The organism is Winogradskyella aurantia (assembly GCF_002266855.1).
GTDB classification, from domain to species: Bacteria; Bacteroidota; Bacteroidia; order Flavobacteriales; family Flavobacteriaceae; genus Winogradskyella; species Winogradskyella aurantia.
In genome coordinates this window covers 32,136-45,632 of the sequence record NZ_NGJN01000007.1, presented here as the reverse complement: position 1 = coordinate 45,632, position 13,497 = coordinate 32,136, and the positions used below count along the sequence as shown (strand labels likewise).

General features: G+C 41.1%; 10 protein-coding genes. 4 read left to right on the top strand and 6 right to left on the bottom strand.

From position 1 onward, the window contains the following. Window positions 1-63: 63 nt before the first annotated feature. From CA834_RS12520 to CA834_RS12510, 3 genes are all read left to right on the top strand, one after another. The gene (locus CA834_RS12520; protein ID WP_094969061.1) at window positions 64-1,353 is read left to right on the top strand and encodes a dihydrolipoamide acetyltransferase family protein; all 1,290 of its coding nucleotides are present in this window, start codon (window positions 64-66) and stop codon (window positions 1,351-1,353) included. A gap of 45 nt (window positions 1,354-1,398) precedes the next feature. Beyond that, the gene (locus CA834_RS12515; protein WP_094969060.1) at window positions 1,399-2,466 is read left to right on the top strand and encodes a branched-chain amino acid aminotransferase; all 1,068 of its coding nucleotides are present in this window, start codon (window positions 1,399-1,401) and stop codon (window positions 2,464-2,466) included. Between the two features lie 201 nt (window positions 2,467-2,667). Continuing rightward, a complete protein-coding gene (locus CA834_RS12510; protein WP_094969059.1) occupies window positions 2,668-4,743 on the top strand; it encodes an alpha-ketoacid dehydrogenase subunit alpha/beta in 2,076 nt (691 codons plus the stop codon). Between the two features lie 85 nt (window positions 4,744-4,828). Here the strand turns inward: CA834_RS12510 and CA834_RS12505 are convergent, their stop codons facing one another. The 5 genes from CA834_RS12505 to CA834_RS12485 form a co-directional block, all read right to left on the bottom strand. After that, entirely contained in the window at window positions 4,829-5,020 is a 192-nt protein-coding gene (locus CA834_RS12505) for a cold-shock protein (RefSeq protein WP_094969058.1), read from the bottom strand. 140 nt (window positions 5,021-5,160) lie between these two features. Next, window positions 5,161-6,837, bottom strand: a complete 1,677-nt coding sequence (locus CA834_RS12500) for a SulP family inorganic anion transporter (protein ID WP_094969057.1) — start codon at window positions 6,835-6,837, stop codon at window positions 5,161-5,163. A gap of 110 nt (window positions 6,838-6,947) precedes the next feature. Beyond that, window positions 6,948-7,583: a DUF4136 domain-containing protein gene (locus CA834_RS12495; protein ID WP_094969056.1), complete on the bottom strand. Its 636-nt coding sequence runs from the start codon at window positions 7,581-7,583 to the stop codon at window positions 6,948-6,950. Window positions 7,584-7,594: 11 nt separating this feature from the next. Further along, entirely contained in the window at window positions 7,595-9,595 is a 2,001-nt protein-coding gene (locus tag CA834_RS12490; RefSeq protein WP_094969055.1) for a urocanate hydratase, read from the bottom strand. Beyond that, entirely contained in the window at window positions 9,595-9,780 is a 186-nt protein-coding gene (locus CA834_RS12485; protein ID WP_094969054.1) for a DUF5522 domain-containing protein, read from the bottom strand. Before CA834_RS12485 ends, CA834_RS12490 begins: the two co-directional genes overlap by 1 nt. 49 nt (window positions 9,781-9,829) lie before the next feature. On the opposite strand from CA834_RS12485, the gene CA834_RS12480 reads away from it, so the two are divergent. Beyond that, window positions 9,830-10,159 carry a hypothetical protein gene (locus CA834_RS12480; RefSeq protein ID WP_094969053.1) on the top strand — a complete coding sequence of 110 codons (330 nt, stop codon included), beginning with the start codon at window positions 9,830-9,832 and terminating at the stop codon, window positions 10,157-10,159. On the opposite strand, the gene CA834_RS12475 is transcribed toward CA834_RS12480, so the two are convergent. Beyond that, a complete protein-coding gene (locus tag CA834_RS12475) occupies window positions 10,152-13,439 on the bottom strand; it encodes a T9SS type A sorting domain-containing protein (RefSeq protein ID WP_094969052.1) in 3,288 nt (1,095 codons plus the stop codon). The two genes, CA834_RS12480 and CA834_RS12475, sit on opposite strands and share 8 nt — an antisense overlap. Between the last annotated feature and the right edge of the window lie 58 nt (window positions 13,440-13,497).

Below are 13,497 nucleotides of genomic sequence, written 5' to 3'. Positions count from 1 at the left end.
ATATTCGTTACCTTTAATCCTTAAATTAAACTTACATTTACATTGGCCATAATCGAGTTTAAAATGCCCAAATTGGGCGAGAGTATTACTGAAGCAGCTATAATAACATGGTTTAAAAATGTTGGTGACAGCATTGAGGAAGACGAAATGCTTCTAGAGGTTGCCACAGATAAGGTGGACTCTGAAGTGCCTTCTAACGTCTCTGGAACAATAAGGGATATTTTATTTGAGCCAAATGACGTTATAAAAATTGGTGATACTATTGCCCTTATAGAAAGCGATGGTAAATCCACTGCTAAAGGGTCAAAGCCATCGCAGCAAAACCAACAAAAACCTGAAAAGAAGACCAAAAAAAGGGCGCAGCCAAAGCACCCTGCCCAGCCAGTTGCCAATCAGAAGACACAGACCTTTAGTGTATCAAAGTCTAATACCTTTTTCTCGCCACTTATCCTTTCCATAGCAAAAGAACACCATATAAGTTATGAGGAGTTAGCACGCATTCCCGCAACAGGAAATGAGGGGCGATTAAGAAAGAGTGATGTATTTAACTATATAGAAGACGGCAGGCCATACAAATTTGCACAATCGGTCGCACCGCAAGATTCGACCGCCTATCGAATTCCGCAATTAAGTTTTGATAAAGGCAAAGGGAAGATTATCGAAATGGATCGCATGCGTCAAATGATTGCGGACCATATGGTGTACTCCAAGCATACCTCACCACATGTTACAGCTTATGTTGAAGCTGATTTAACCCACATGGTGAACTGGCGCAATGCGAATAAAAAAGCATTTCAGGAAAAATATGGTGAAAAACTAACCTTTACGCCCTTATTTATCGAAGCTGTTGCTAAAGCTATCAAGGATTTTCCAAATATTAATGCGTCTGTGGATGGTAAAAACATTATTGTCAAGGAGGATATTAATATTGGCATGGCTACTGCCTTACCGAGTGGAAATTTAATTGTGCCAGTGGTTCATAATGCAGATAATAAGGACCTGTTGGATTTAGCAAAAACGGTTAATGAATTGGCAATTAGGGCTAGAGAAAATAATCTGAAGGCAGATGATATTAGTGGGAGCACATTCACCATCTCTAATGTTGGAACTTTTGGAAGCGTTATGGGAACTCCCATAATCAATCAGCCCGAAGTGGCTATATTGGCGCTGGGCATTATTAAAAAACGACCAGAAGTTATTGAGACTGAAAATGGTGATGAGATTGCCATTAGAAGTATGATGTACTTGTCTCTATCCTTTGACCATCGTGTGGTTGATGGCTTTTTGGGCGGAAGTTTTGTGCGACGAGTGGCAGACTATTTTGAGCAATTTGACGTGAATAGAAAAATATAAACTTGGCATCCTGAACTTGTTTCAGGATCTCATAAACTTCATATTATGAGTTATACTATTTCAATTACTAAAACTGAGAAGTCTAAAATAGACGCTCTAGACTTTGATAACATTCCTTTAGGTACCACTTTTACAGACCATATGTTTATTTGCGATTACGAGAATGGTGCATGGTTAAATCCTAGGATAGAGCCCTTAAGGCTTATACCAACCCACCCTGCAGCGATGGCACTGCATTATGGACAGGCTATTTTTGAAGGTATGAAAGCCTACAAGAATCCAGAAGGTACACCACTATTATTTAGACCAGAAAAAAATGCCTCACGTTTCAATAAAAGTGCTGAACGCATGGGTATGCCAAAAGTGCCAGAAGAGTTATTTATTGAAGGGTTAAAAGAATTAGTAGCCATAGAGCGCAATTGGATTCCGCCACAACAAGGCAGCGCCTTATATCTTCGTCCTTTTATGTATGCCGACGAAGCTTTTATAGGAATGCGTGCTGCAACAAAATATAAGTTCATCATTATGGCTTCACCAGCCGGTCCGTTTTTCAGTAAGCATATAAAACTTTGGGCCGAGAAGCGGTTTATCCGTGCTGCAGAAGGTGGAACCGGTGAGGCAAAAGCAGCGGGGAATTATGCTGCGGCCATTCGTCCTACCGAATTGGCGAAAGCTAAAGGTTATGACCAAGTGTTATGGTTGGACGCTGCTGAACATAAATACATTCAGGAAGTAGGGACTATGAATATCTTTTTCAAGGTCAATGGTGCATTTATAACGCCAGAACTAGACGGTTCAGTGCTGCACGGTATAACAAGAGCAAGCGTAATCGAATTGTTACGTGATATGGGATACGAGGTTACGGAGCGTAAAATCACTATCGACGAGATAAGAGAAGCCTCGCATAATGGGTCTCTAGAAGAGGCTTTTGGAACGGGTACAGCCGTGGGTATTGCCTACATCAAGGAAATTGGGCTTGAAAATGAAACGATTCACGTCTCGGATGAAAGTCCTGTGGCCGTAAAAGTAAATGACACCTTAAACGCCATTAAAATAGGTAAGCTTAAAGATAAATTTGGCTGGATGACTAAGGTTGAAAGGGAATTGGTGTAGTATCATCTGTGCTTTTCTAATACGGCTTTGTAGTAGTTCAAACAGACCGTTCAACTGAGCAATAATCATGATTTTTAAATAATGATTTGGAATTATTGGAAATCTCTAACACAAACACTATTCAAACCTCGCAAGGGGACGTTAGGGGTTTTAAAAAAAGTATATTTAAAATAGATTCCCGTCTTTACAGTAATAACAGATATGAATAAAGACATACTCAAAAAAGGATTTTTAAAGCTTTGCACAGCCAAGGCTATGGCCGAATTGTACGAAGCCAATTTTAAGCAAGTATCTAAGTATGTCCATGCGACATCTCGTGGTCATGAGGCTATACAAGTGGCTTTAGGGTTACAGCTTCTGCCACAGGATTATGCTTTTCCCTATTATAGGGATGATGCTATGCTTTTGGCAATAGGTATGGCTCCTTATGACTTAATGCTTCAGTTGTTGGCAAAAAAAGACGATCCTTTTTCAGGTGGAAGGACTTATTATTCGCATCCAAGCTTGAAAGATGACGATAAACCAAAAATCCCCCATCAATCCTCTGCAACTGGTATGCAAGCTATACCAGCGACAGGAACGGCTATGGGAATGCAATATATAGAGAAGCAAGGTTTAACTAACCCAAATGTCATCCTGAGTGCAGCCAAAAAATCTCATTTAAAACCTATTACGGTTTGTAGTCTTGGTGACGCCTCCGTGACAGAAGGTGAAATTGCCGAGGCGTTTCAAATGGCAGCCTTAAAGCAAATGCCAATCCTATATTTGGTTCAAGACAACGGTTGGGATATTTCAGCAAATGCGGCAGAAACCAGAGCTCAAAATGCATATGAATATGCCAAGGGTTTTAAGGGATTAGAAGCTATTTCTATCGATGGTGCAAATTTTATTGAGAGTTACCAAGCTTTAGAGAAAATCATTAAAACAATTCGTGAAGAGCGCCGTCCATTCTTAGTTCACGCTAAAGTACCTCTGCTGAATCACCATACCTCCGGAGTTCGAATGGAATGGTATCGTGATGATTTGGATGAAGCGAAGTCAAGAGATCCATATCCCGTGTTAAGGCAACAATTGGTAGACAACGGATTTTCAGAAAAGCAAATAAATAACATTGAAGCGTCAGCTAAGGAAAAGGTCACATCCGATTTTGAGAAGGCTCTACAAGCAGAAGACCCAAAACCTGAAGATTTATTTACTCACGATTTTGCACCAACCCCTATCACAGAAGAACAAGGCACGCGAGAACCTGAAGGTGCTGACAAAGTGGTTATGGTAGATTGTGCATTATTTGCCGTTGAAGAATTAATGAAGAAACACAACGAGTGTTTGCTTTACGGTCAGGATGTTGGTGGACGCCTTGGCGGTGTGTTTAGGGAGGCCGCCACATTAGCCCAGAAATTTGGGGACGACAGAGTTTTCAATACACCCATTCAGGAAGCGTTTATCGTTGGGAGTACCGTTGGAATGTCTGCGGTGGGCTTAAAACCTATTGTTGAGGTGCAATTTGCAGACTATATATGGCCCGGTTTAAATCAATTATTTACCGAAGTGAGTCGCAGCTGCTATTTGTCCAATGGCAAATGGCCAGTAAGTATGATTTTAAGAGTGCCTATAGGAGCTTATGGCAGTGGTGGCCCTTACCATTCCTCATCTGTAGAAAGTGTCATTACCAATATTAGAGGAATTAAAATTGCTTACCCTAGCAATGGTGCCGATTTAAAAGGCTTAATGAAGGCCGCATATTATGACCCTAACCCTGTGGTTATTTTAGAACACAAAGGCTTGTATTGGTCAAAGGTGCCAGGAACGCTGACGGCGACTTCGGTTGAACCTAGTGAAGATTATATATTGCCGTTCGGTAAGGCCTGGGTACTTCAAGAAATATGGAAGCAAGAAAATGTTGAAACCTTAACTATTGTCACTTACGGTATGGGCGTACATTGGGCTTACAATGCGTCTGGTGAATTAGATATGAGAGACCAAATAGAAATTGTTGATTTACGTACCTTGTATCCTTTAGATGAAGACACTGTGATAAATTCAGTAAAAAAAACAGGGAAGTGTCTGGTGGTTACCGAAGAACCATCTAATAATAGTTTCGCAAGGGCCCTAGCAGGTAAGATTCAGGAGGAGTGTTTTCAATATTTGGATGCGCCAGTAATGACTATCGGAAGCGAGAACATGCCAGCAATTCCATTAAATTCAACCTTAGAACAGACTATGATTCCTTCAACCGAAAAGGTAATGGAAAAGATTAAACGTATTTTAGATTATTAAATAGGTGTTGTTAATGCCTAATGTAAACCAATAAAAAAGCCCATCGTTTTGATGGGCTTTCTTTAAAAAGATTGAAGTACTATAATTATATTACTTTTACGTCTACCGCGTTTAATCCTTTTTTTCCTTCTGTTAAATTAAATTCTACTTCATCACCTTCTCTAATCTCATCAATTAATCCAGAAATGTGTACAAAATGCTCTTTGTTGTTTCCTTCTTCAGTTATGAATCCAAAACCTTTAGAGTCATTAAAAAATTTTACTGTACCAGTACTCATAATAATATTGTATTAAATTAAGTGGCAAAAGTAGTCTAATTAATTGGTTTTCAATTAATTTAATCACTCTATTTTGAAAAAGATTTCAATTACTTCACTAAGTATCTAACCCTTAAGCTATAAGCCAAAAATTAAGAACACTATATATTGTATTCTGACAGTGGTTTTGTGAATTTTTCCGGATCAGCCGCCAAATGATAACGTGGATCATCGATAGCTTCGATAATGACGCTATCAAATATTGGACTCCCTTTACGAAGTAATATTTTGCAGTCTTCACTTAAATGTTTCAACTTAATAGATTTACCTTCAGCTTTATATTTATTTACTAAATTGAAAATAGCCTCTAATGCAGAATGGTCACTGACCCTTGATTCTATAAAGTCTATCTCAACATGCTCAGGATCATTCTTGGGGTCGAATTTAGCATTGAAATTTTGTACGGAGCCAAAGAATAAAGGTCCCCATATTTCATAAGTTTTCGTCCCGTCAGGTTGTATGCGTTTGCGTGCTCTAATCATGGTTGCATTTTTCCAAGCGAAAACCAATGCCGATATAATAACACCGGCAATAACAGCTATGGCCAGGTCTTTCCATACTGTTATGGCTGATACTGCAATTAAAACAATAGCGTCGGAAAAAGGTATTTTTCTAATGATTCTAAAACTACTCCAGGCGAATGTCCCAATGACAACCATAAACATAACACCCACTAAAGCGGCAATCGGAATCTGTTCAATTAAGGGTGCGCCAAACAAAACGAAACAGAGTAGCGCTATGGCTGCCACTGCGCCAGATAGGCGACCGCGACCACCAGAATCTACATTTATTATAGACTGGCCAATCATGGCACAACCGCCCATACCACCAAATAAGCCATTTAGCATATTTGCACCACCTTGAGCAATGCACTCCCTATTGCCATTGCCTCGGGTCTCTGTAATTTCGTCAACAAGATTAAGGGTCATTAAGGATTCAATGAGTCCAACGGCGGCAAGAATAAATGCCGTGGATAATAGCAAGTCCCAATGCCCGCTTAATGTTCCAAATAGACCAAATATCTGGTCTTGAAACGTCGGTAAACCTCCCTGTAAGCCTTCGCCACCACCTTCTTTAATAAAGGACCCTACGGTACTAACCTCTATGCCTCCAAATATGGTTATACAGGCTACTACAACGATAGCTATTAAAGCAGCTGGAATCTTTTTTGTGAGTTTAGGTAGACCATACATAATCCCCATGGTTAGCCCGATAAAGGCCATCATTTTCCAAAATATACTGTTGGAGAAAAGGGAAGAAAACCATGCTGAGGTGTTATGAAGGATTGAAATATCCTTAGGTACGGCATTTGGAAATAAACCCAATTGTGATAAAAAAATAACGATGGCCAAACCATTCACAAAACCCATCATTACGGGATGGGGTATGAGCCTAACAAATTTACCAAGCTTAAAAACACCAGCTGAAATTTGAATTATACCTACAAATAAAAGGGTAATAAAGAGCCACTGTAAGCCTAGGTTTTCTATAGGGCTATCTAAGGCTAAGCCAACCTCGTTTCCTTTTTGGATGAGGTGAACCATAACAACGGCCATGGCACCTGTAGCGCCAGATATCATACCTGGCCTGCCTCCAAAAAGAGCCGTCACAATACCCATCATAAAGGCACCGTAAAGGCCTATAAGGGGGTCAACACCAGCCACGAAAGCAAAAGCTACCGCTTCTGGCACGAGTGCCAGGGCTACGGTGAGTCCCGAAAGGATATCATTCTTCGGGTTTTGTGTAAAATTTTTTCGTGTGGTTTGGCCGAGTATCATATACGCTTTGGTTGAAAGTCGGCAAAGATAAAGGTTTTATTATAAACCAATAATCCATAAAAAAAGCACTGAAATAGTCTTCAGTGCTTTTGGTTTATACGTGTTGTTAATTATTTTTTCTGTGGAGGGAACTGTTCTAAGGTTTTAGCTACAAATTCCTTCATACGCGCTTCTTTTTTTTCAACATTTTGAGTCACGAGGTAACCGGTACCTGAGCCTTGCCAAATCAATTCTTTCTTTTCAGCATCTATAAAATCAATAAAAAGCATGCCTTCAACTGAGGTCGATACTTGATTTCCACCGAAGCCGCCGCCCCATCCAGGACCCCAGCCCCAACCTGGGCCCCAGCCCCATCCTGGGCCCCAGCCCCAGCCGCCCCAGCCCCAGCCGCCCCAAGCGTTGTTATAAACATCTACGCGTTGGTTGGATTTGGTGAATATGCTAACCAGCATATCAGGGTTTTCGGATTTGGTCATGCCCTTTGCAAGGAGTTCTGATTCAATGGCCCTTAGGATACGCCGCTTATCAATATCACTAATCTCTGCTTGATCTATTCCAGGTTTATAAAATGCAAAACTTTTGTACTTATTAAAGTCAGTGCCTCTTTCATAATCCACGGCAACTCTAACACTGCTGCAGGAGGATAAAAGGAAGGCCATCACCATTATAGGGAGGAGGTTGGCCAATCGCTTTGTGCTGAAGTTTATTTTGGGAGAAACTTCGAATAACGCTTTTAAATTTTTCATATCAAGTTTTTTTAAATGTTTTCCAACAACTCAGGGTCAATAGGGTTAGGCAAAGTTACCTTTAAATTAGGTTCGGAGGCCATAGCCCGTTTAATGGCAAAAATAGCACCTTCATTGCGTGCCCAACTGCGTCTCGAGATACCATTATTAACATCCCAAAAAAGCATTTGCTGTAATCGTTTTGATGCCTCTTTACTACCATCAAGAATCATGCCGAATCCACCATTTATAACCTCTCCCCAACCAACGCCACCGCCGTTGTGAATGCTCACCCAAGTGGCGCCTCTAAAGCTATCGCCAATGACATTTTGAATGGCCATATCAGCCGTAAAACGAGATCCGTCATAAATATTGCTCGTCTCCCTGTACGGAGAATCCGTTCCCGAAACATCGTGGTGGTCTCTTCCTAAGATGACCTCTCCAATCTCACCGGATGCAATGGCATTGTTAAAGGCTTGGGCTATTTTTATACGGCCTTCTGCATCGGCATATAAAATTCTGGCTTGTGATCCAACGACAAGATGGTTCTCTTGTGCACTTTTTATCCATTGTATATTATCCGCCATTTGTTGTTGTATCTCTTCCGGAGCGCCCTGCATCAGGCCTTTCAACACCTCACAGGCAATGGCATCGGTTTTTACTAAGTCTTCTGGTTTACTCGACGCACAGACCCATCTAAAAGGTCCGAAACCATAATCGAAACACATAGGGCCCATAATATCCTGAACGTAACTAGGATACTTAAAATCAATACCGTTATCGGCCATAACATCTGCACCGGCTCTAGACGCTTCCAATAAAAACGCATTGCCATAATCGAAAAAATAGGTGCCTCTGGCAGTATGCGCGTTGATGGCTTTAGCTTGTCGTCGCAAACTTTTCTGCACATGTGTCTTAAAAACATCTGGATGTTCAGCCATCATAGTATTGGCTTCCTCAAAGGATAAGCTCACAGGATAGTAACCGCCCGCCCATGGATTGTGTAAGGAGGTTTGGTCGCTACCAAGGTCTATATGTATATGCTCTCTATCGAAGGTTTCCCAAACATCTACAACATTACCGAGATAGGCTAAAGACACTGTTTCTTGATCCTTCTTTGCTTTTCTGACACGCTGCACAAGTGTATTTATGTCCGTGATTTTTTCGTCTATCCAACCTTGGTCTAATCGAATTTGTGTGATTTTAGGGTTGACTTCGGCGCAAACCGTAATACAGCCAGCAATACTCCCAGCTTTGGGTTGAGCACCGGACATTCCTCCCAAACCTGAGGTCACAAACAAATGGCCTTTCGGGGACTTTCCGATTCTTCTAAATCCATTGAGTACCGTAATGGTGGTACCGTGAACGATACCTTGTGGACCGATATACATATAGCTCCCAGCTGTCATTTGCCCATACTGCGTCACACCAAGCGCATTGAATTTTTCCCAATCGTCCGGTTGGGAATAATTTGGAATCATCATGCCATTGGTAACTACGGCCCTTGGTGCATCCTTGTGGGATGGGAATAGTCCCATGGGATGACCTGAGTACATGACTAAGGTTTGTTCATCAGTCATCTCTGCCAAGTACTTCATGGTTAATCTGTATTGGGCCCAATTCTGAAAAACAGCACCATTTCCGCCATATGTGATGAGTTCATGGGGGTGTTGTGCCACCGCGTGGTCTAAATTATTTTGAATCATTAGCATAATGGCCGCGGCTTGTTTGGTCTTTGCTGGATATTCAGAAATTGGCCTGGCGTACATTTTATAACTGGGTCTGAACCGATACATGTAGATACGACCATAGGTGTCTAGTTCGTGCTTAAATTCTGGCAATAGGGTTTTATGATGTATCTCATCAAAATAACGCAAGGCGTTCTTAAGGGCTAATTTCGTCTCTTCGGCAGTTAAAATAGATTTGCGCTTAGGAGCGTGATTTATAGACCCGTCATAGGGTTTTACATCTGGAAGGATGTCAGGTATACCTTCCAGAATTTCTGCCTTGAATGATTGTCTTGTTAGCTCCATTATCTACCTTTTGTTTTATTTTTATCTACCCTTGATGATGTTGCGCTGTTAAATCCATAAGGGCAGTGCCTACAGCCACTTTCACAACAATACCCGCGTTTTAATAGATATTGCTCCGTAAAACAACGATATCCTTCTGGAGTTAAGTAGTAATCACCGTCTTCTATGGGTATAATCTTTTTCATTCATTACAAAGATAATGTAATTTGGATTGATTTTTGCTCAATCCATCGTATGATACATGTTTCAAAATACCTTGTGCCCAAAGGGTATAACGCCATCACAATCTTTCCGATAATTCTTATTAAAGATAGGAAATTGAGAGACGACAAGGTTTTAATTAACCATGAAAGTATTCATCTCAAACAACAACTGGAGTTACTAATAATACCATTTTATGTGCTGTATGTGGCCGAATTTATATACCGCCTGCATAGCTATAGAAATTGGGAGGCTGCTTACAGGCACTTATCTTTTGAACGCGAGGCCTATGCCCATGAAAAAGACCTTGCTTACTTAAAAACAAGGCCCTTTTGGAATGTCTTAAATTATATATTTAAATAATTAATTTTTTCATTTGCACACCACCGTTATCCAGTGATACCTTGACAATATAAGTACCGCTACTCAAATTTTGGGTATCAAAATTAAATGTCATGGTATTGATATTTAAATTTTTATGGATTACGCGGCCTTGGATATCGATTAGTTCAAACGACGTAATCGCACTTTGAATCGATTCTACCGTGATGGTCGTTCGTATCTTTTTAATAGTGACGCGATCAGCCAGTTCTTCATCTGGAGTGCTTAATGCGGCATTGGAGAATCGCAGAACAAACCTATTATCAAAGATGCCTTCATCGGTTGAAAACGTGTACGGGCTAATCCTCAAATCGTGAATCATATTGAGCTCCTTGTCTTCCAAATAAATGCGTTGCGTTGTGGATTCAAATAAACCGTCCAATGCATTTATGGTTATGGAAAAGCGACCCTGTGTTGGGGCTTGATATCCAAGATTTATAAAATCACTGTCATTAAACGGAAGTGCTTTACCGTTAATGGCCAATTTCTCATCTGCAAACCACGAATAAAATTGTTGACTGGATTTATTTATTGAATAACCATCGTATAATCTGTCTATACCATCCGTAGCGCCATCAATATAACCGACTAGAACAGAGTTGGCGGTGTTGTTTTGCTCGTTGACAAAGTCTAACCAAATTCTGTGTTTCGTGGTATTTGAACTTGTCCCTTGTCTGAAAAACGAACTATTATCATAGGTGCCGCGCATGGTATTGCTAAAGATGGCATTGCTACTCGTAGGCGCTGAATCTAGCATCAGGGCAAAGAAGCCTTGTCCGGAAGCAATAAAGCCACTGAAACCAGGTGGTGTTGACCCCGAGCTATTAGCCGTGAGGTAGTCACTAGCAGAATAATTATAGACATAGTCTTCAAAGAAAGGGTCCACTACAGCAGTATTGGCTGCGGTTAGATGTCTCCAAAAATAGAGGGTACCGTCAATATCCGGATTAGCCGCGGTAAAATCAGTTAATGAAATGGAGGATGGATAAGGGTTGCCCAAAAGGTTCCAGTTATCGTCGTCTTCGGTGGCCGTATTTCCTATACCGCCATAATCAGGCCCAGAGTAACCCCCATGCGAAATCGGTACAGCGATTTGACCATTGTTCAATACCCCTTGAAACTCCACTGTATTAGGTAGTGGTCCTCCTAAGAGGCCTCTAACAATGTAGCCCTTTCCTAAGGTCATATTACCAGAGGTGCTTATCCAATCTCCATGACTTCCTGGGGTACCATTGATTGTGGTAGGACTCCATTCATATAATCCAAAAGGTGGCGTGCCTGGCGAAATATCTTCGACATTAAAGGCATCTACGGGAGACGACCAATAGACGTAATCAAAATAGTCCACGCCGGTGACTTCGCGTTGCACTCGGGCCGTACCCACATTTTGGTTGGTGGCGACATCGGTAATTTGGATGAGGCTAGCGTCATCCCTGATTTCGAGGTCTCCATTAGGTTCAATGGTTATGCCCTCGCCAATCGTTAAGCTTGAGTTTGATAATTGGGTTAATGAGGCGCCATCTTCAATGTCTAATGTAAGGCCATTGCCATCTGTGGTACTCGCCATAATGGGGTCATTACCAGTGTTAGGAATAGTAATACAATTTGTAGATACTGGAATGCCAACAGGTGTCCAATTGTTGGGGTTTTCCCAAGCCGTACTTTGGGAACCGTTCCAGGTTTTCTTACCGGTAACGGTCACCGTAGTAGCATCGGACTCAACAATAGTGGTGCCGTTACAAAGGGTGTAGGTCACCTCGGCAAAGTAGGTTGTGGTTTCTAAAGGTGTTACGGTAATGACCCCATCATCGTCGGGGTCAATAATTTCATTGGCTGGGGCAATGGCATTTTCATACCATTTTAATTCCGTAATAGAAGCCCCATTGGGTGTAAAACGCCAGGCCTCATCAGTAGCTGTCCAATTTGGAGAGGCCGAGTTTCTCCCAGGTGCTGCTAGTCCATTGCTACTATTTTCCTGTATGGCTATTGTTCCGTTACCTTCATTCCAAATACCATCTACCTGTTTCTCTTTGATATAGACCTCAATGACGTTGGTATCTTCATAAAACACAATCATTCCTGTGTATAATAACGAATTGTTGGAATACATGGGTACATTATTCCAAGCGGCCACCAAAGCACGGCACCCCGTATTTAATGTAATGAGTTGATAGCCAATCTCACCGCCGACACTAGGGTCTACATCATGATGCACCCCATAAATGGAGGGACCAAAAAAGAAATCCCGTCTCGGAGCACTAGGCGGACCTTGATAATCAGTGGCATTAAATACATCAGGAACATTTCTAAGAATCCGCCAACCTGAAGGCCCATTGGCCAGACTCGTATCAAAGGATATAACACCATTGGAGCCTATGACACAGGAATTGTAGGTATTCCCATAAAAACAAAAATCAAATGGTAAATTGACTACTGGTGACCATACATCATCTTGATTCACACTGACAGGATTGGACAAACACCCAAATTGAAAAGGTGGGGCGTATGGAATAGACTCTACTAAATAGTCTGTGGTTTCACCGAGTTGTAAATAATTGGCTTCTAGATTTGTACTAGCTACCGAGCAACTAATAGTTACATCTCCACCTGATTGACCAATACCTCCTGCATCAATAGACGGGCAGGCCAAGGTAGTCGTGCCATTTCCCGTGGATGGGGAGCAGTTTTCAGTAATGTCTATATTATCAAACATATTCCATTCACCATTTTCATTAGCTGTACCAGAAAATCGAAATCTCGAATTTGCAGCAAATGTAAATACTGTATTGGATAGTGTTTCCGAAAAATTTGTTGACGTACCTGCTCCATTTCCAAAGAAGTCTGTATTTTTTTGATACGAACGGACAGTTATCCAAGACCCGCCATCAAAGAATTCTAAAATAAACCCTTCATTGTTATCAAGAGAAAAGCTCTTGTGACAAAATGAGATAGTAATGCTAGTATAAGGGGTGAGGTTTATTGCAGGTGACGTCATTCTATTTCTGTTTATGTCGTCATCTTTAGAATAAATTGCCCGGTTACCGTTGCATGACCAGGGACTTGCGATAAATCCTGAATCATTTCCATTACTCGTCCAGCCTTGCCCACCCGATTCAAAATTATAAAATTGTGGTAATTGGGCAGAAACTACATTAGCGCTTAGTAATAAAGTGAAAAAAACAAGTAGTTTACTTAGATGATTTGGTAAAACCAATGCGAATATTTCGATAAAGTTTTTGAAAAACTTGGTATAATTTTTCATAGTAGGTCTGGTATTAAATGGATCAAACACATTTAAATTAGTTATAGATTGGGGTGCA